Here is an 18,176-nt window from a genome sequence, read left to right as displayed (position 1 = left end):
GCCCGCCGAGCCGATGGTATCCTGTCCCTCCGCATGCTCCAGAAGCGCATCGACGACCAGCCGACCATCTCCCGCGAGCAGGTCCGCGAGGCCCAAGATCTCTTCTACAAGCACCTCAAGCGCGTCGGCCTGAAGCACACCGACCAGCGCGACACCATCCTGCGTACCTTCCTCGAGACGCGCGACCATCTCTCGACCGACGAGCTCCACCGCCTCGTCAAGAAGCGCGACCCGCGCATCGGCTTCACCACCGTCTACCGCACGCTCAAGCTCCTCGCCGACTGCGGCCTCGCCAGCGAGGTCGCCTTTCACGATGGCGTCGCGCGCTTCGAGCACCAGTACAATCGCCGCAGCCACCACCACATGGTCTGCACCGAGTGCGGCAGCTCGGTCGAGTTCTTCTCGCCCGAGGTAGGGAAGCTGGAGCAGGAGATCGGCCGCAAGCACCACTACCTCACCACCCGCCACACTTTCCAGATCTACGGGCTCTGCCAGGACTGTCGCAAGAAGTCGTCCAGTAGCGTCGTGTAGCTGCCCAGGCCGCCCGCTAAGGTCTTTTTGTGCGCTTTTTCCTTCCCTGTGACACCGGATTTTGATAACGTCCCCGCGAACCACCAAAGCCAGCGCGGCCCAACCACGGTTTCACTCGAGATCGCGCGGCATATTCACGCAGCGTTGAGGAGGAAGCAACATGGCAGAGGGTACGGGAGCAGCGCCGGCGCCATCGACCGGTGGATTGGCTGACAATGTGGCCGGACTGTTGGTCTACCTGATCGGAGTTCTCGCGATCGTGTTCTTGCTCATCGAGCCGTATAACAAGAACAAGTTCGTTCGCTTTCACTGTTTCCAGTGCATCTTCTTCTGGGTCGGCGTGATCGCCTTGAACATCGGCCTGATGATCGTCTCCATGGCCTTGGGCATGATCAGCAGTGCGCTGGCAGCCGTCGCCGGCATTCTGTGGCTGGTCTTCCCGCTGGCTTACATGGTCGCCTGGATCATGCTGATGGTGAAGGCATACCAGGGTCAGCAGTGGAAGCTGCCGGTCATCGGCAATCTGGCTGAGAAGTACGCCTAGAACGTCTTGAGTTCTACCGGCGCGGTCCCGTTCGGCGGGGCCGCGTTTTCTTTTGCGCCTTGACACATTCTCCCCGGAATGAGATTCCTATCCACTTCTCTCGCGCGCGCCGGACGGGGAAGAGATGGGGTCTGATTGAAGGTCAAGGTCTTCTACCACGACAAGTGCTTTGACGGCGCCGCCTCCGCCGGCCTCTTCTCCCGCTTCTACCGCGAGCGCATCCGCGAGGACGTCGAGTTCGTCTACCACGGCCTGGTCCACCGCGCCGGCGCCCTGTTCGACGAGAAGACCTTCGACGGCGACGAGAATGCCATCGTCGACTTCAAGTACTCCCCCTCGCCCCGGATCACCTGGTGGTTCGACCACCACCAGAGCGCCTTCCTCACCCCCGACGACGCCTCGCACTACGAGCGCCAGCAGAGCAACAAGAAGTTCTTCGACCCCGACTACAAGTCCTGCACCAAGTTCATTGCCGACATCGCCCAGCGCCAGTTCGGCTTCGACCCCAAGCCCGTCGCCGAGCTGGTCGAGTGGGCCGACATCATCGACGGCGCCCAGTTCAAGGATCCCAGGATCGCCGTCGAGATGAAGGAGCCGGCCATGCGCCTCACTATGGTCATCGAGGCCAGCCAGGACCACACCTTCACGCCCCGCCTCATCCCGCTGCTCGTCTCCAAATCCCTGGCCGAGGTCCTCGAGGAGCCCTTCATCGCCGCTCTGCTGCCGCCGCTGCTCGAGCGCCACCGCCGCTCCATCGACCTGCTGCGCGACCGCACCGAGTGCAAGGACGGCACCGTCTTCTTCGACGTCACCGACCAGGAACTCGAGGGCTACAACAAGTTCATCCCCTACTATCTCCACCCGGAATGCGTCTATTCCGTCGGGCTGAGCAAGAGTTCCTTCCGGACTAAGGTCTCGGTTGGCTCCAACCCCTGGACGAAATCGCCCAAGATGGTGAACCTCGCGCACATCTGTGAGCGCTACGGCGGCGGCGGGCACGCTCGGGTCGGCGCCATCTCGTTCGAGCCCGGCCAGACCGAGCGCGCGCGCGTCGCTGCCCGCGAGATCGTCGCCGAGCTGCGCGCCAGCTTCCGCAACCCCGCCCAGTAACCACCTTAGGCGATTTCAGGGACTAAGGCCCGCTCTTAACCTCCGCCTACTACCCGTTTCCGCCTTTCTCTTCCGGGCCATTGCACCAGAGTAGATGCTTCCGTACCTTCACAACATCCCCTGGATCACTCTCGTACGGTGCGCACGGTGGACATCGTCGTGAGTGTTCGTGCGATAGGGGCATTCTGAATCGCACAAGGAGTTAGAGCTTTGCAGTCCCGGAATCTTAAGAGTGTCCTGCGCGCGCTGGTCCTGGCCGCCTTCGCGCTGCTCGTGTCGTCCGCTTTTGCCGGAACGACCTATTACAACATCGACCAGAAGACGGGCTGGCAGTCGTGCTCGGTCTGCGCCGGCGCCGGTGGCAGTGGGCCGTCGGCCTACCACACCACCGCCAGCGGCGTGAAGTCACCCTCGCGGGATGGCAACTCGCGCAGGTTCTTCCTCGGGGGCAGCACCCCCTACTCCAACGCTCTCTGGTGGAAGCAGCTCGGCCCCAACAGCGGCGTCCGCAGCTTCAAGTATGACCTCTACTACTACATCAAGAACCCCAGCGCCGCGCAGGCTCTCGAGTTCGACGTCAACCAGTCTGTCAACGGCAAGAAGTACATCTTCGGCACCGAGTGTGATTTCAAGGGCACGAAGACCTGGCACGTCTACGACCCCTACAACCGGGCGTGGAAGACGACCAGCATCGCCTGCAACGTCCCCAAGGCCTACACCTGGCACCATGTGGTGCTGGAGTTCAAGCGCCGGGACGACGGCAAGACTGGGTTCCTCTCGGTCACCATCAACGGCTCCAAGCACTACTTCAATCGCTCCTACGCGCCGCGCAGCACTTCCGCCCGCGAGATCAACGTCGCCTTCCAGATGGACGGCAACAAGTACCAGACCGACTACACCGTCTGGCTCGACAGCGTGAAGCTCTCGATCTGGTAGTCAGGCGCTCGGCGGTGCCGGTGTACGCATCCAACCGGGGAGACGCAATCGCGTCTCCCCATCACTTCGAAAGGCCGCGGTTTGAATAGGACACTCTCCATCGTGCTGCTGCTGACTCTGGCCGGCGGCTCGCTTTCGGCGCAGACGAACCCGGCGCCCAGGGGGGCGTCCGCCAAGAAGGCCGCGCCGGGGGCTTCCGCCTCCCGCCAGCAGGCCAAGCGTAAGTTCGCGCTCGACGTAGTCCAGATGGCGGTCGCGCTGCCGCAACCCGATCCGCAGGACCGCCTGCGCGTCCTCAGCTCCGCGACCTCCGTCGTCTCGCCCCTCAGCAGCAGGATGGCCCGGCAGTTCACCGCGGAGGGGGCGCGGCTCGAGGCTGAGCTCATCGCCTCCGGTGGGCGCCCGGCAGTCTCCATCTTCTCTACCGGTTCGGTGGATTGCGCCGTCGCGGCTCAGTTCATCGACACCGTCCCGCAAGACGCCGTGGCGCGCGCCGAGGATTCACTGCTCGCCGCCGTTTCCGTCTGCCCGCAGACCACGCGCGAGCCGCTCCGCCGCAAGCTCGACGCCGCCCTCGACATCGGCGTCGTCTCCGCTCGGCCGCTCCTCGCCCTGATGGAGTCCTTCGGCCCGTCCACGCGCTGGTCCCAGGACACCTTCGCCAAAATGTTCGGCTCGCTCCCGAAGGGCCCCGAGCAGCTCTCCGAGGCGCCGAACTACGCCGCCATGCTCATCCAGATGGCCCCGCACGTAGACAAGGACATCGCGCAGGACGCCGGCATTAACTTCCTCGAGTGGCTTGGCCAGTTCGAACCGGGAAACCAGCGCAATCTCGCCGTCAACATGGCGATGGGAGTCCTGCGCGACACGCTCGGCGAGCAGAAGCTGCAGGAAGCTCTCCAGTCGAACGTCGTCGCGCAAGGCGTCGCGCGCACCGAGGGCCAGCCCGGCGAGATCGAGCACCCGGAAGAGGAGAGCGTCTCCGTCCTCGAAGCCATGGATGCCAAGGGCGACCAGAGTGAGCGACTGGAGAAGTTGCCGTCGTCGCTGCGGGCAAGGGAAGCGGCCGCTCACGGTTTTGCGACCGGCACCGCCGGCGACCGTAAACAGGCCGACCGTTACTTCGACATCGCGTACTCCGCGCTCGACGAGGTCTGGTCGGCGCGCACGCCCGAAAAGAATGTCCCCGCGGTGGTGGAAGAAGTGAGCGAAGCCGCCGCGCACGTAGACGCCGTCGCCGCCCTGCGTCGCGCCCAGAAGCTGGCCGACCCGTCGGCCCAGGCGATCAGCATGCTCGCTGTGGCCCGCGTCGTGCTCGGAAGCCAGAACTGACTCTGGCGCCTTCGCCTCCGAGCGCGTTAGGCCGCCTGCTTCTTCTCCCGCAGCAACTTCACGTGGTCATGTGCCGCGATCACGGCTTGCGCCTGGCTCCGCACCGGCCCCTCGATGGTCTCCGGCAGGGGCTCTTGCAGCGCCTCCTCGTAGGCTTTGCGCGCGACGTCTTCGCCTTCCTCCACGGCGGCCAGCACCCCGTCATCACCCGGGATCGTCCCGCTCACCTCCCAGCCGCGGTGCAGCTCCGGCGCCGCAGCTTCATTCTCCAGTTCGACTCCCATCTGGTGCAGCGCGTGATGCAGCTCCGAGGCGTAGCGCGCTCGCTCCATGCTCTCGTCATTGAAATAGGAGCGCAGCTGTGAGTCCCCGATGTGCTCGGCAGCCTCCTGGTATCCCTGCTGGCCTGCGCGGCATAGCTCCGCCAGCCGTTGCAAGCTCGCGATCACGCGGTCCTTGGTCATGTGAGGTCCCTCCCGGAATCGCGCCGACGTTCCTGCGATGGCGTGGATTGTCGTGGGTTTGCTCGCCCCGCCGTCGAAATCGAGAGTTGTTGTCGACTTCCTCAGGTTTATTTCTCCGCCGCCGGCGTCCCCCTCGCTGCCGGGCGTATACTGGAAGAGTCTCGTATCGCATCCTTCCGCCTCCTCACCGAGCGGTCGCTTGCGCGACCCAATCTCTCAGTCAGCGAACTGCAACGACTCCCGCACCGCGGAGGTGCCATGGCATCCACTTTCAATAAGCGCCAGAAGGAACGAGCGCGCCAGGAAAAGCAGCGCATGAAGGCGGAGCGCCGCCTCGAGCGCAAACGCGAAAAACAGGATTCCCCCGCCGGTGGTCCGCCCATCGATTTCAGCGCCATGCACCAGGCCGAGCCGCAGGAGAACGAGGATACCCCGGGCGGTGACAATGTCGTCTAGCCCCCGTCGCGAGCTTCCCGCGCTCCCTTCCAACTTCGAACGCAACGTGCTCCTGCTCGACGCCGCCGAAGCTCGCCAGCTCGCCCGCGCGGCTGCCATGCGCTCCGTTGGCGCCACCGTCCAGTGCGCCACCTCGGCAGAAGCCGCCCGCAAGGCCTGGAAGCCCGGCGCGTACCAGCTTGTCCTCATCGAATTCCAGGGCGGCGGCCCCGAGTTCCGCCAGTTCTACGATTACGCGCGCAACCTCAGCGCGACCCAGGCCTTCGGCTTCTACGTGGAAGGGCCGCCGTACCTGGCGGCCAGCCCGCAGCAGCATGCGGGCCGTTCCGGACGTCGCGAGTCTCGGCCTGCCGCGAACCCGGCGGCACAGTCCACCTCGCTCGCTGCAGCTACCGAGCAGATCGCGGCCAAGCGCGCGCTGAGTCGCACCCGCCGCGAAGCCTCGCCCTCGGCGCCGGGCTCGTTCGCCGCTGCCGTCCGCGCGGCTGAGCAGGCTGCCGCCGACCACGCGGCTGCTGCTGTCGTCCCCATTTCAACGTCGGAGGAAAGTTCATGAAGATCTACGTCGGCAATCTGCCGTTCGATGCCACCGAAGCCGAGCTCCGCCAGATGTTCGAGCCGTTCGGCAAGCTGGAGTCGGTCAGCCTCGTCAACGACAACATGACGGGACGCTTTCGCGGCTTCGCGTTCGTCGAGATGAGCGACGGCGAAGCCACCAACGCCATCGCCGCCCTCAATGCGCAGGACCTGCGCGGCCGCGCCCTCACCGTCAACGAGTCGCGCCCCAAGACCGGCGCGCCCCGCGGCGGCGGTGGTGGTGACCGCGGCGGGCGCCGCCGCGAGTTCAGCGGCAAGGGCAATCGCTGGTAGCAAGAAAACGCGGCACGCTCTCGCGTGCCGCGCTGCTGGTTCCTTGCGACTAGGCGTGTCTCTGTAGGACCTCGCCCGGCAACCGCACCATCTTCGATCGCCCCCCGACCGGCGTCGGCACGAGGTTGCTGGTGTCCACCGGCCCGACGCGCTCCTCCGCCGCCAAGTCACCTTCCACGGTCATGCGCTCCAGGCGCACGCCCAGCGCGCGCTCCAGTTTGATCAGGTCGGTGCGCTCCGTCCAGTTCACGAAGGTGCTCGCCACGCCGCGCGCCCCCGCGCGGGCGGTGCGGCCCACGCGATGCACAAAATCCTCGGCCAGGGTAGGGAAGTCGTAGTTCACGACGTGCGCGATGTCGTCTACGTGGATACCGCGCGACGCCACGTCGGTGGCGATCAGCAGCTGCGAACGACCCCGCTGGAACTCCGCCAGCGCCGCGTTGCGCTGCGACTGCGAGCGGTCGCCGTGGATCATCCCCGCCTTGAAGCCTTCGCGCGTCAGCCGCTTGGCCAGGCGCTCGCAGCCGCGCTTGGTGCGCGTGAATACCAGGTAGCGCCCCGGCTCCTCGGTCAGCAGCTTTTGCAGCAGCGCCGACTTCTGGTCGTTCGCGACTTCGTAGGCCCGCAGCGACACGTTCTCGTGCGGCTTCAGGATGGAGCCGTGCTCCACCCGCACCGGGTGCTTCAGGTAGTCGTGGACGAGATGCTGCACGCTGGCTTCCAGCGTCGCCGAGAAGCACATCGTCTGCCGCTTCTTCGGCAAGCCCGCCACGATGCGCTTCACCGCCGGGATGAACCCCATGTCGAGCATGCGGTCGGCTTCGTCCAGCACCAGCACCTTCAGCTTGCTCAGGTTGACGAGCCCGCGCTCGGTCAGGTCCTCGAGCCGGCCGGGCGTCGCGATCACGACTTCCGCGCCGTCCTTGATCTGCTTGATCTGTTCCTTTTCCGAGAGCCCGCCGACGATCTGCGCCGCGGGAGGGAACTTCTTGCCGCGCAGCAGGTCATACTGCCCGACGATCTGGATGGCCAGCTCGCGCGTCGGCACCAGCACCAGCGCGTGGATGCCGTCCGGCTTCTTGTGCAGCAGCTGCTGCATGATGGGTAAAAGGAACGCCATCGTCTTGCCGGTGCCCGTCTGGGCGGTGGCAAGGATGTCGCGGCCTTCCAGCGCCGGCGGGATCGCCGACGCCTGGACTTCCGTTGCGGTCACGAACTGCGCTGCTGCCAGACGGTCCTGTAGGTAGGCCGAGATCGGCAGCTCTGAGAACTGTGTCATTTGTCTTGTTGCTTTCCTGGACGGCGTGGCGGCTGCAAACGTGATTCCGCTGTTTGCTGGGCGCGGGACGCCTGTCTCGGCTGATCTCGCGTAACGCTTAGACGGGAGGAAAGAAGAGGTAGGAGGTTCAGTCAGTGACTTGAATTGCCCACCGCACGCTCACGTGCGATATCAACGCACGATCAGTATAGCACGAAAAACGCGCTGCACCACTCCCGGTGCAGCGCGTTCCTTGCTGTGCACTAGCGCGGCTGGATCCTGATCTCCGGCCGCCGCACGACCACCCGCCCCTGGTCGTCGCGATAGTAGTAATAGCGACGCCTCTGGTACGTGTACGTGCGGCAGTCGCCCTGCTTCGCCTGTCCCGGCGGGACGCCGCAGTTGTCCCACCCGGTCTTCTTCCCGCGGCTCCAACCCGGCGGATTGCCTTCGTTCGCACCGTAGGTCCGCGTCTCGAAGCCGCCCTTGCGCTCCCACTTGTCGTCGTCCTTGGCTTTGTTCTCTTTGCCCTTCGACTTGTCCTTCCCGTCCTTGCCCTTGTCGTCTTTCGCGACGTCGTGGGACTTGCCTTTGTCCTTGTCCTTCATCGCGCTTGGTTCCGGCTTGTTCTTGCCCTTGCCCTGGCCCTGTGGCGGGTCGGCCATCAGGCTGGGCGTGAGGAACAAGCCGCAGACCAGCGCGCATACTGCCAACCAGCGTCTGATCATAAAGCTCTCCTGGCTGCACGCAGCAGCGCCGAATCTAGTTATTATGCGCCCGAACTAAGGTCGCGATGCCTTTGCCGGAAAACGGTCGAATGTGGAGGCCCCGGGCAGAGTCGAACTGCCGACCTACGGTTTAGGAAACCGCTGCTCTATCCATCTGAGCTACGGGGCCTTGCCACCATTCTAGCCCACGAAAACCGCGCGGGAACCTCTCCCGCCACCGCCTGCCGCGCCCTCTCGCACGATATAATCAGTCCCAGCGATGTCCCTCAAATACTCCATCGTCGTCCCGTTCCACGACGAGGAAGACTCCGTCACCGAGCTCTACTCCCGCCTCAAGGCGGTGATGGAGGCCTCGGGCGAGCCCTTCGAGTTCGTCTTCGTCGACGACGGCTCGCGCGACCACACCTTCCGCCTGCTCCAGGACATCGCCGCGGTCGACAGCCGCGTCGTGGTCGTCAAGCTGCGCCGCAACTTCGGCCAGACCTCCGCCCTCGCCGCCGGCTTCGATCACGCCCAGGGCGAGTTCGTCATCGCCATGGACGGCGACCTCCAGCACGACCCCGCCGACATCCCCGCATTCCTCGAGAAACTCGAAGAGGGCTACGACGTCGTCAGCGGATGGCGCAAGGAGCGCGTCGACAACTTCGTCATGCGCCGCTTCCCGTCGCGCATCGCCAACTGGCTGATGGCCAAGCTCTCCGGCGTCGACATCCATGACTTCGGCACCACCTTCAAGGCGTACCGCAGGGAACTGCTCGCCGAAGTCCCGCTCTACGGCGAGATGCACCGCTTCATCCCGGCGCTCGCCTCGTTCCACGGCGCTTCCATCTGCGAGATCCCCATCAAGAACATCGTGGCGACCCGCAAGTCGCACTACGGCATCTCGCGCACCTTCCGCGTCCTGTTCGACCTGATGACCATCCGCTTCCTGCTGCGCTACCTCACGCGCCCGCTGCACTTCTTCGGACGCCTCGGCATCCTCAGCGGCATGTCCGGCTGCGGCATCGCTCTCTGGCTGGCGTACGTCAAGTTTTTCCGCGGCGTCCAGCTCATGGAGCACCACGGTCCCCTGATGATCTTCGCCGCCGTCCTCATCGTCGCCGGCGTCCAGTTGCTCGCGCTGGGATTGCTGGGAGAGATGCAGGTCCGCCACTACTACACGGCCTTCGAAGCCACGCCCTACTCCGTGGCCAAGGTCATCCGCACCAAGGAAGAAGTCAGCAGTTAGGTGTAGGGAGTGAGCAAGGCCGCCCGCGGGCGGCCTTTGTCCTTGCCAACTCCTGACTCCCTGCTCCCGGTTACGCATTGGCAGCCTTTGCCTCCGCGCGATACCACTCGACGGTTCGACGAAGCCCCTCTTGAAAGCTGACCTTCGGGTCGTACCCGAACGCCGCCTGCGCGGCAGAAATATCGGCCAGCGAGTGCTTTACGTCGCCTTCGCGCTCCGGACCGTACGTCGCCTCACCCTTGTACCCGGTGAGCGGCTTCAGCATCTCGAACAACTGGTTGAGCGTGAACCGCTCCCCGCGTGCCACGTTGAACACGCGCCCAGCGACCTTCTCCGCCGGCGCCTTGCGCGCGGCCAGGTTCGCCTGCACGCAGTTGTCGATGTAGTTGAAGTCGCGCGACTGCTCGCCGTCGCCGAAGATCGTCGGCGCCTCGCCCCGCAGCATCGCCGGAATGAACTTCGCCAGCACTGCCGAGTACGGTGACGTCGCATCCTGCCGCGGCCCGAAGATGTTGAAGTACCGCAGCGACACCGTCTCCATCCCATAGCATTTCGCGAACACGCTCATGTACAGCTCGCCCGCCAGCTTGCTCACCGCATAGGGCGAGCGCGGATTGGGGTTCATGTCCTCGCGCTTCGGCAGGGTAGGGGTGTCGCCATAGGCCGACGACGACGACGCATAGACCACGCGCTTCACGCCGGCGTCGCGTGCCGCCATCAGCACGGCCAGCGTTCCATCGATGTTCGCGCGGTTGGTGGTCCCCGGGTCGCGCACCGAGCGCGGCACGCTCGCGATCGCTGCCTGGTGCAGCACGACGTCCGCCCCGCGGCACGCCGCCGACATCTTGCCCATGTCGTTGATGTCGAACTCGCGGAAATCCATCTTGTTGGTCAGGTCGGCGATGTTCTCGCGCCGTCCGGTCGCCAGGTTGTCGACGCCCACCACCTGGTCGCCCTGCGCCAGCACCGCCCGCGCCAGCGACGACCCAATGAATCCCGCCACTCCCGTGATCACGTATAAGGCCATGCGGCCCAACATATCACGGGGTGCTGAGCGTACGTGCCCTGGGTGATTCCGGTCACATTGGCGGCCTCCGCCGGGAGCTATAATCTAGAGTTTCATAACGTCCTGAAAGCGGTACCTCTTATGACAAAAGCGGTTATGAGCGAACTCCGCCTGGCGAAGCGCATGGCCCGCCTCGGCACCGAGACGGCCTTCGAAGTCCTGGTCAAAGCCCGCGCCCTGGAAGCCAAGGGCCGCGACATCGTCCACCTCGAGATCGGCGAGCCCGACTTCGACACTCCGGGCAACATCATCGAGGCCGCCACCGACGCCCTCCACAAGGGCTTCACCCACTACGGGCCCTCGGCCGGCCTGCCGCCGCTGCGCGAGACTATCGCGCAATACGTCTCGGAGACGCGCCACGTCCAAGCCGCGCCCGAAGAAGTTGTTGTTGTCCCTGGTGGTAAGCCGATTATTTTCTTCTCGATATTGGCGTTAGTTGAGGAAGGGGATGAGGTCATCTACCCGAACCCCGGCTTCCCCATCTACGAATCGATGATCAACTTCCTCGGCGCCAAGGCTGTCCCCATCAAGCTGCGCGAGGAGCGCGCCTTCTCGCTCGACACCGCCGAGCTCGCCGCGCTCATCACCGACCGCACCAAGCTCATCATCCTGAACTCGCCGCAGAACCCCACCGGCGGCATGATGGACAAGAAGGACGTGGAAGCCGTCGCGCGCGCCATCGGCGACCGCGACATCATGGTCCTCTCCGACGAGATCTACAGCCGCCTCATCTTCGAGGGCGAGCACCACTCCATCATGTCGGTCGACGGCATGAAGGAGCGCACCATCCTGCTCGACGGCTTCTCCAAGACCTACGCCATGACCGGCTGGCGCATGGGCTACGGCGTCATGCGCGCCGACCTCGCCACCCACATCGCGCGCCTGATGACCAACTCCAACTCCTGCACCGCCAGCTTCACCCAGGTCGCCGGCATCGAAGCCCTGCGCGGCCCGCAGGCCTCGGTGGACGCGATGAACGAAGAGTTCAAGCGCCGCCGCGACCTCATGGTCGCCGGCCTCAACTCCATCAAGGGCTTCTCGTGCCTCAAGCCCAAGGGCGCCTTCTATGTGTTCCCGAACATCAAGAACACGGGCTGGAAGTCCAAGCCGCTGGCCGACGCGCTGCTCGACGACGCCGGCGTCGCCGCGCTCTCCGGCACCGCCTTCGGTGACTTCGGCGAAGGCTACCTGCGCTTCAGCGTCGCCAATTCGATCGAGAACATCCAGAAAGCCCTCGACCGCGTCGGCGACTGGGCGAAGAAGAACCTGTAGCTCCGCGGCCTCTGTTTTTCTCCGCGCGCTCTGCGTTTCAATCGTTTTCTTTTATATTGTTTCGGCTCTTATGGCCGACAAGAAGAAGTTCCGCGTCTTTGCCACGTCCCGCATCGGCGACCCCGCCGAGAACCGCCTGCGCGAGCGCGGCTACGACCTCGAGGTCTACCAGGGCCCCGAAGCGCCACCGAAAGCACTCATCATCGAAAAAGTTAAGGCCGGCATCGACGGCCTCATCACGACGCTGCGCGACCAGATCGACGCGGAAGTGTTCGAAGCGGGGAAGGGCACGCTCAAGGTCGTCGCGCAGATCGCCGTCGGCTTCGACAACATCAACCGCGCCGACGCCAACAAGTACAAGGTCCCGTTCACACACACCGCCGACGTCCTGACCGAGGCCACCGCCGAGTTCGCCTTCTTCATGATGGGTGTGATGGCGCGCAAGATGTGGGCGAGCGAGAAGCTGGTGCGCGAGCTCACGTGGCCCTCCTGGCACCCGTTCCTGCCGTTCCTCGGCGACGAAGTCACCGGCAAGACGCTCGCCGTCATCGGCACCGGCCGCATCGGGCAAGCGCTCATCAAGAAGGCCACCGGCTTCGACATGAACATCCTGTGCTTCGACCCGGCCTATCAGAACGAGAAGTTCATCGCCGGCATCCAGGAGCTCATGGAGTTGCGCCACCGGCTCGGCCTGCAAAAAGAGAAGACCACCATCCGCTACGTCCAGTTGATGGAGGCGCTGCGCGACGCCGACTACGTCTCGCTGCACGTGCCGTTGCTGCGCGAGGGCGAGACCGACGTACCCACCTATCACCTCATCAACGTCACCACCCTGCGCTGGATGCGGCCGACCTCGTATCTCATCAACACCTCGCGCGGGCCGGTGGTCGACGAGAAGGCGCTCGCCCAGGCGCTGCGCGAGAAATGGATCGCCGGCGCCGCCCTCGACGTCTTCGAGAAAGAGCCGCTGCCCGCCGATTCGCCGCTGCTCGATCCCGCCATCGCCGACCGCATCCGCCTCTTCCATCACTTCGCCTCCGGCGCGAAGATCACCCGCCTGCACGCCGACCCCGACAAGGGTATGGCCGGCCGCACCGCCCAGGGCCTCATCGACGTCCTGGAAGGGAACTACGGCGGAGATCCGAAGAAGATGCCGTACGTGGTGAATAAGGAAGCGTTCTAGTCCTCCGTCTCCAGACTTCAATCTTGCGGGCAAAGCAGAAAGCCTCGCGGAGTCCGCGAGGCTTTTTGCTGAAGTCTGAAGACTGACGTCCGAAGACTACTTTTTCACTTCTAGCTCGTTCACGACCTGCTTCACGTTGGGCACCTTGGCCGCCACTTTCTCGGCCTCCTTGCGCTGCGCCGCCGTGTCAACATCGCCCTTCAGCGTGACCACGCCGTTGTTCACGTCGATGTTGATGTGCTGGTTGTCGAGCTTGTTCGCCGTGAACGCCGCCTGGAGGTTGTTCTTGATGCCGTCATCCAGGTCGTTCTCCATCGAGCGCGCCTCGCTTTCCATCCCTTCCGGGCGAACCGAGATCTCGTTCGCGACGATCAGGTTCCCGGCCGCGGCCTTGGCGATCTCTTCAGCCTGCGCCTTGTCGGCTTCCGACTTCACTTCGCCCTTCAGTGTCACGACGCCCTTGTCGCGGTCCTCATCCACGTTCACGTCCTTGAGGTTCGCTTGGTCGAGCGACCGTTCCACGTTCTCTTTCACTGAAGGTTGATTCGCGCGGTTCTGTGAGCAGCCGACCATGACGGCGAGGGCCAGGATCAGCGCCGTCAGGAGTGCGATAAGGTTCGTACGCATACACGCTCCTGTGTCAAAGTTGTTCTGGGGGAACACAGGACTCAGATGCCTCACCCGCGGAGCGGGAGGGCCGCTTTCCGAGAGAAAGCAGAGCTGCTGCCCAGGGTTGCGGCTGGTGGAAGAGCGGCCCTTCAGGGCCGCGTCACGGCGCGTTCTGCAAAGGGGCTTTAGCCCCGGCTCGCGGGCACCATCGCCCGCACCAGCGACTCGAACACCTTGTACCCGTCGGTGCACCCCAGCTCAGGCTCCGCCGCGCGCTCCGGGTGCGGCATCATCCCCAGCACGTTCCGCCCTTCGCTGCAGATGCCCGCGATGTTCTCCAGCGACCCGTTGGGGTTCGCCTCGGGCGTGAGCTTGCCGTCCGGCGTCGAGTACCGGAACACGATGCGTTGGTCGCGCTTGAGCGCCGCCAGCGTCTGCTCGTCGCACACGTAATTGCCTTCCATGTGCCCGATGGGGATTTTCAGCACTTCGCCCTCGCGGCAGGCGCCGGTGAACGGCGTCTCGGCGTTCTCGACGCGCAGGTAGATGTGCTTGCAGACGTACTTGAGTCCGGAGTTGCGCATCAGCGCGCCCGGCAGCAGGCCGGCTTCGCACAGGATCTGGAAGCCGTTGCAGATGCCCAGCACCAGCCCGCCTTGGGCCGCGTGCTTCCGCACCTCGTCCATGATGGGCGCGAATTTCGCGATGGCGCCGGTGCGCAGGTAGTCGCCATAGGCGAAGCCGCCCGGCACAATGACGCAGTCCACGCCTTGCAGATCGTGCGAATCGTGCCACAGGGAGACGACCGGCTGCTTGGCTACCTGGCCGGCCACGTAGAAGGCGTCGTGGTCGCAGTTCGACCCGGGGAAGGTGATGACTCCGAACTTCATCGCGTCCGCCTGCGTGTGGAGGAGTCCACATTCAAGAGTAGCATGGCCTTGCAAGCGCATCTCATCTCTGATGGAAGTCCATCCTCACTTCAAGACCGCTGGCTCCGCGATCAAACAGTGGTTCATTGCCACCACGCAGGACGCGCTTGCCGTCGGCGCCATCTGGCTGGTCGGCCTGCTCATCATCGGGGTGCCGTGGGCGCCCTTCTGGGCCTTCCTCGGCGCTGCATTCCAGTTCATCCCCGGCATCGGCGCCATCCTTGCCCTCATCGGACCGGCGCTGTTCCTGTTCTTCAAGGACCCCGAGAACCTGATGCCGCTGCTTTACCTGCTCATCCTCTACGCGGTCATCGCCGTGGTCGATGGCCTGGTGCTCCAGCCCTACTTCATGAAGCGGACCGCCCGCGTGCCCGTCTGGGCATCGATCGTCGTCCCCATCGTCTGCGCTGTCGTGTTGCCGTTCTGGGGCGTGCTGCTGGCGCCGCCGGTGCTGGCGGTGATCTATGCCTTCCGCGCCAAGAAGAGCACCGCCGTGGCTCAAATCGGCGATCGGCGATCGGCAATCGGCGATTCGGAACAGAGAAGGCCTCTGCTATAATTTTTGATTGGTTCTCATCCAGTTGCGGCCCATATCTGCCGCCGGAAATCTTTCAGAAGCTGAGGTCGTCATGTCTGGCCACTCAAAATGGGCCACCATCAAGCATAAGAAGGGCGCGCTCGACGCCAAGCGCGGCAAGATCTTCACCCGCTTGATCAAGGAGATCACCATGGCCGCCAAGGGCGGCGGTGATCCCGAGAAGAACCCCCGCCTGCGCACCGCCGTCGCGGCCGCCAAGGCCGAGAACATGCCCGCCGACAACATCAAGCGCGCCATCCAGCGCGGCACCGGCGAGCTGCCCGGCGTCACCTACGAAGAGGTGACGTTCGAGGGATACGGGCCGGGCGGCGTCGCCCTGCTGGTCGAGGTTTCCACCGACAACCGCAACCGCACCGTCAGCGAGATCCGCAATGCCTTCAGCAAGAACGGCGGCAACATGGGCGAGGCCGGCTCGGTCGCCTGGATGTTCCACAAGAAGGGCTCCATCGTCGTTCCTAAGTCCGCAGGCAGCGAAGACAAGCTCACCGAGCTCGTCCTCGAAGCCGGCGGCGAAGACCTGCGCGACGACGGAGAGAGCTGGGAGCTCATCACCGACCCCAATGCCTTCGAGACCGTCAAGGAAGCCCTCGCGAAGGCCGGCATCAAGCCCGAGCACGCCGAGGTCGGCATGTTGCCGCAGAATTACGTGAAGCTCGAGAGCCAGGCCGCCAAGACCATGATCCGCCTGCTCGAGGCGCTCGAAGAGCACGACGACGTCCAGCACGTTTGGTCGAACTTCGACATGGACACCAAGGCCCTCGAAGAAGTCGCGTCCTAGTCCCGTTTGCAAGGGTGACGGCCGGCGGCCCGCCGGCCGTTCGCTTTTGGATACCGCCGCAGTTTTTCTCTCGCCTGATTCCGCTCTCGCCTGTTACCTTTTTCCCGACCTTCTCCCAGGGGAAAATGATGCGCCACATCGCCAGTCTGCTCGTGCTGCTCTGCGTCTGCGCCTTCGCCACCGCTCAAGGCCTGCCCTCCGACTCGCTCAAAAAGGGGACTTGGGACTTCGGCGTCTCCGCCACCGGCGGCACCACCGTCTCCGGCGGCGTGGAAGACATCCAGATCTTCAGCGTCGGCCTGCGCGCCGGCAGGATCTTGACCAACGAGCACGGCTCGGGCTGGTACCGCGGCAACCTCGAGTGGGCCTTCGACTTCCACCCCGTCAACCTCTACTTCACCCCCATCGAGACCACCTACGGCGCCAGCATCACCCCGTTGAACGGAAAGTGGACCTTCACCAGCGGCAAGCGCATCGCGCCCTACATCCAGTTCGGTTCCGGCGTGCTCTTCACCAACCACGACTTGCCGTTCCCCAACACCTCCGAGGTCAACTTCCAGTCCAGCGTGGGCATCGGCTTCCATTTCTTCCACCGCGAGAAGCGCGCTTGGACGGGCGAGTTCAAGTACCAGCACATTTCCTCGGCCGGTTTGGGGAACCTCAACCCCGGCATGAACACCCTGCAGTTCACCGTTGGCTACAACTGGTTCAAGTAGCCCTGGCGATTGACCGACTCGGTACTCACCACCCGGTACTCGGTACTGGGCTGATATCCTTGTCTCCTCCAGCCATGTCGACTCTCGTCGAGTGCGTCCCTAACTTTTCGGAAGGCCGCGACCCCGCCAGGGTCCAGGCCATCGTCGACGCCATGAAGGTCCCGGGCGTCTGGCTGCTCGACCGCGAGATGGACGCCGACCACAATCGCTGCGTCATCACGCTGGTCGGCGACCGCGAAGCCATCGCCGAAGCCGCCATTCGCGGGGTAGGGAAGGCCGCCGAGCTCATCGACCTCACCAAGCACCAGGGCGCGCACCCGCGCCTCGGCGCCGCCGACGTCGTCCCCTTCATCCCCATCGAGGGCGTGACCCTCGACGACTGCGTCACCATCGCCCGCAAGGTCGGCGAAGAGATCTGGAAACGCTACCAGATCCCGGTCTACTTCTATGAAGCCGCCGCCACACGCCCCGAACGCGTCGGCCTCGAGAACATCCGCCGCGGCCAGTTCGAGGCCATTCGCGACGAGATCGCCACCAAGCCCGAGCGCAAGCCCGACGTGGGCGAACCGCGCGTGCATCCCACCGCCGGCGCCGTCGTCGTCGGCGCGCGCAAGTTCCTCATCGCCTACAACGTCTTCCTCAACACGCCCGACGTCGACATCGCCAAGAAGGTCGCCAAGGCCGTGCGCTTCTCCTCCGGCGGCCTGCGCTTCGTCAAGGGCGCCGGCTTCAGCGTGCGCGGCCTGGCGCAGGTCTCCATGAACCTCACCGACTTCGAGCAGACGCCCATCGCGCGCGTCTTCGAGTACGTGAAGCGCGAAGCCGCCCGCTACGGCGTCCAGCCGCTCTCCAGCGAGATCGTCGGCCTCATCCCCAAGAAGGCGCTTGAAGACGCCGCCGAGTGGTTCCTCCAGGTCGAGAACTTCGACTCCTCGCTCATCCTCGAGAATCGCCTCTCCGCCATCATGGGGGGCAAGGCGGCCGTCGGCGGACTCCGCGCCGGCGTCGAGCCCTTCGTCGAGCAGCTCGCCGCGCCGACCGCGACCCCGGGTGGCGGCAGCGCCGCCGCAGCCGCCGGCGCCATGGCTGCCGGACTCGCGCACATGGTCGCCGCGATGTCGCGCGGCAAGAAGGCCTACCTGCGATTCGACAAGGAGCTGGGCGAGGCCATCGCCCGCCTCGCCACGCTGCGCGAGGACTTCAAGGCTGCCATCGACGCCGACGCCGAGTCCTACAACGTCGTCATGCAGGCCTTCAAGGCCGCCAAGGACTCGCCCAACGGCTCGTCCGGCATCACCGCCGCGCTCAAGGGCGCCACCAGCGTCCCGCTCTCCGTCGCCCAGCAGGCTGCCGAGCTTCTCGCCATGGTCGACCGCCTCAAGCCCATCACCAATCCGAAGATGGCCTCCGACCTCACCGTCGCCGCCTCGCTCGGCCGCGCCGCCATCGACGGCGCCCTCGCCAACGTCGAGATCAACCTCGACGGCCTCGAAGACCCCGCCTTCGTCGCCGACATCCGCCGCAAGACCGCCGCCCTCAAGCCCTGAACCCCGCTACAATAGGGCTTC

21 protein-coding genes and 1 tRNA gene are annotated in these 18,176 nt (G+C 64.9%); 15 read left to right on the top strand and 7 right to left on the bottom strand.

Features of this window, described 5'->3' with window-relative positions:
- The first annotated feature begins 33 nt into the window (after window positions 1-33).
- The 5 genes from VLA96_02745 to VLA96_02725 all read left to right on the top strand — a co-directional run bounded on the left by VLA96_02745 (window position 34) and on the right by VLA96_02725 (window position 4,453).
- Window positions 34-531, top strand: a complete 498-nt coding sequence (locus VLA96_02745; protein HSE48105.1) for a Fur family transcriptional regulator — start codon at window positions 34-36, stop codon at window positions 529-531.
- A 160-nt stretch (window positions 532-691) separates the two neighbouring features.
- A complete protein-coding gene (locus tag VLA96_02740) occupies window positions 692-1,075 on the top strand; it encodes a hypothetical protein (GenBank protein HSE48104.1) in 384 nt (127 codons plus the stop codon).
- Window positions 1,076-1,210: 135 nt separating this feature from the next.
- Window positions 1,211-2,185, top strand: a complete 975-nt coding sequence (locus tag VLA96_02735) for a hypothetical protein (protein HSE48103.1) — start codon at window positions 1,211-1,213, stop codon at window positions 2,183-2,185.
- 210 nt (window positions 2,186-2,395) lie between these two features.
- A complete protein-coding gene (locus VLA96_02730) occupies window positions 2,396-3,121 on the top strand; it encodes a hypothetical protein (protein ID HSE48102.1) in 726 nt (241 codons plus the stop codon).
- Between the two features lie 81 nt (window positions 3,122-3,202).
- The gene (locus VLA96_02725; GenBank protein ID HSE48101.1) at window positions 3,203-4,453 is read left to right on the top strand and encodes a hypothetical protein; all 1,251 of its coding nucleotides are present in this window, start codon (window positions 3,203-3,205) and stop codon (window positions 4,451-4,453) included.
- A gap of 26 nt (window positions 4,454-4,479) precedes the next feature.
- Here the strand turns inward: VLA96_02725 and VLA96_02720 are convergent, their stop codons facing one another.
- On the bottom strand, window positions 4,480-4,917 hold the full coding sequence (locus VLA96_02720; GenBank protein ID HSE48100.1) for a PA2169 family four-helix-bundle protein: 438 nt from the start codon (window positions 4,915-4,917) through the stop codon (window positions 4,480-4,482).
- A 258-nt stretch (window positions 4,918-5,175) separates the two neighbouring features.
- Between VLA96_02720 and VLA96_02715 the strand changes: the two genes are divergently transcribed.
- Genes VLA96_02715 through VLA96_02705 form a run of 3 tightly spaced genes read left to right on the top strand, consistent with a single transcriptional unit; the run spans window position 5,176 to window position 6,243 of the window.
- Entirely contained in the window at window positions 5,176-5,373 is a 198-nt protein-coding gene (locus VLA96_02715; protein HSE48099.1) for a hypothetical protein, read from the top strand.
- A complete protein-coding gene (locus tag VLA96_02710) occupies window positions 5,363-5,929 on the top strand; it encodes a hypothetical protein (GenBank protein HSE48098.1) in 567 nt (188 codons plus the stop codon). The genes VLA96_02715 and VLA96_02710 overlap by 11 nt, the downstream gene beginning before the upstream one ends.
- The gene (locus tag VLA96_02705; protein HSE48097.1) at window positions 5,926-6,243 is read left to right on the top strand and encodes a hypothetical protein; all 318 of its coding nucleotides are present in this window, start codon (window positions 5,926-5,928) and stop codon (window positions 6,241-6,243) included. Before VLA96_02710 ends, VLA96_02705 begins: the two co-directional genes overlap by 4 nt.
- Before the next feature lie 49 nt (window positions 6,244-6,292).
- On the opposite strand, the gene VLA96_02700 is transcribed toward VLA96_02705, so the two are convergent.
- From VLA96_02700 to VLA96_02690, 3 genes are all read right to left on the bottom strand, one after another.
- The gene (locus VLA96_02700) at window positions 6,293-7,522 is read right to left on the bottom strand and encodes a DEAD/DEAH box helicase (protein HSE48096.1); all 1,230 of its coding nucleotides are present in this window, start codon (window positions 7,520-7,522) and stop codon (window positions 6,293-6,295) included.
- 242 nt (window positions 7,523-7,764) lie between these two features.
- Entirely contained in the window at window positions 7,765-8,229 is a 465-nt protein-coding gene (locus VLA96_02695; GenBank protein HSE48095.1) for a hypothetical protein, read from the bottom strand.
- A 92-nt stretch (window positions 8,230-8,321) separates the two neighbouring features.
- Window positions 8,322-8,398: transfer RNA gene (locus VLA96_02690), tRNA-Arg, on the bottom strand.
- Window positions 8,399-8,488: 90 nt separating this feature from the next.
- Between VLA96_02690 and VLA96_02685 the strand changes: the two genes are divergently transcribed.
- On the top strand, window positions 8,489-9,457 hold the full coding sequence (locus tag VLA96_02685) for a glycosyltransferase family 2 protein (protein HSE48094.1): 969 nt from the start codon (window positions 8,489-8,491) through the stop codon (window positions 9,455-9,457).
- 70 nt (window positions 9,458-9,527) lie between these two features.
- On the opposite strand, the gene VLA96_02680 is transcribed toward VLA96_02685, so the two are convergent.
- The gene (locus VLA96_02680) at window positions 9,528-10,484 is read right to left on the bottom strand and encodes an SDR family oxidoreductase (protein ID HSE48093.1); all 957 of its coding nucleotides are present in this window, start codon (window positions 10,482-10,484) and stop codon (window positions 9,528-9,530) included.
- 120 nt (window positions 10,485-10,604) lie between these two features.
- Here VLA96_02680 and VLA96_02675 point away from each other — a divergent pair, with 120 nt between their 5' ends.
- On the top strand, window positions 10,605-11,795 hold the full coding sequence (locus tag VLA96_02675) for a pyridoxal phosphate-dependent aminotransferase (protein ID HSE48092.1): 1,191 nt from the start codon (window positions 10,605-10,607) through the stop codon (window positions 11,793-11,795).
- Between the two features lie 70 nt (window positions 11,796-11,865).
- Complete coding sequence (locus VLA96_02670; protein HSE48091.1) at window positions 11,866-12,978, top strand: D-glycerate dehydrogenase; 1,113 nt, start codon at window positions 11,866-11,868, stop codon at window positions 12,976-12,978.
- A gap of 96 nt (window positions 12,979-13,074) precedes the next feature.
- On the opposite strand, the gene VLA96_02665 is transcribed toward VLA96_02670, so the two are convergent.
- Together VLA96_02665 and purQ are read right to left on the bottom strand one after the other, a co-directional pair.
- The gene (locus VLA96_02665; GenBank protein ID HSE48090.1) at window positions 13,075-13,605 is read right to left on the bottom strand and encodes a BON domain-containing protein; all 531 of its coding nucleotides are present in this window, start codon (window positions 13,603-13,605) and stop codon (window positions 13,075-13,077) included.
- 167 nt (window positions 13,606-13,772) lie between these two features.
- The gene (gene purQ / locus VLA96_02660) at window positions 13,773-14,477 is read right to left on the bottom strand and encodes a phosphoribosylformylglycinamidine synthase subunit PurQ (protein HSE48089.1); all 705 of its coding nucleotides are present in this window, start codon (window positions 14,475-14,477) and stop codon (window positions 13,773-13,775) included.
- Between the two features lie 70 nt (window positions 14,478-14,547).
- On the opposite strand from purQ, the gene VLA96_02655 reads away from it, so the two are divergent.
- The 4 genes from VLA96_02655 to ftcD all read left to right on the top strand — a co-directional run bounded on the left by VLA96_02655 (window position 14,548) and on the right by ftcD (window position 18,155).
- Entirely contained in the window at window positions 14,548-15,075 is a 528-nt protein-coding gene (locus tag VLA96_02655) for an AI-2E family transporter (GenBank protein ID HSE48088.1), read from the top strand.
- Window positions 15,076-15,145: 70 nt separating this feature from the next.
- The gene (locus VLA96_02650; GenBank protein ID HSE48087.1) at window positions 15,146-15,892 is read left to right on the top strand and encodes a YebC/PmpR family DNA-binding transcriptional regulator; all 747 of its coding nucleotides are present in this window, start codon (window positions 15,146-15,148) and stop codon (window positions 15,890-15,892) included.
- Window positions 15,893-16,020: 128 nt separating this feature from the next.
- On the top strand, window positions 16,021-16,608 hold the full coding sequence (locus VLA96_02645) for an acyloxyacyl hydrolase (protein HSE48086.1): 588 nt from the start codon (window positions 16,021-16,023) through the stop codon (window positions 16,606-16,608).
- 74 nt (window positions 16,609-16,682) lie between these two features.
- Window positions 16,683-18,155, top strand: a complete 1,473-nt coding sequence (gene ftcD / locus VLA96_02640) for a glutamate formimidoyltransferase (protein ID HSE48085.1) — start codon at window positions 16,683-16,685, stop codon at window positions 18,153-18,155.
- The last annotated feature ends 21 nt before the right edge of the window (window positions 18,156-18,176 follow it).

This window comes from Terriglobales bacterium, assembly GCA_035457425.1.
Taxonomy (GTDB): Bacteria; Acidobacteriota; Terriglobia; order Terriglobales; family Acidobacteriaceae; genus JACPNR01.
This window is presented reverse-complemented; position numbering and strand designations above follow the sequence as displayed.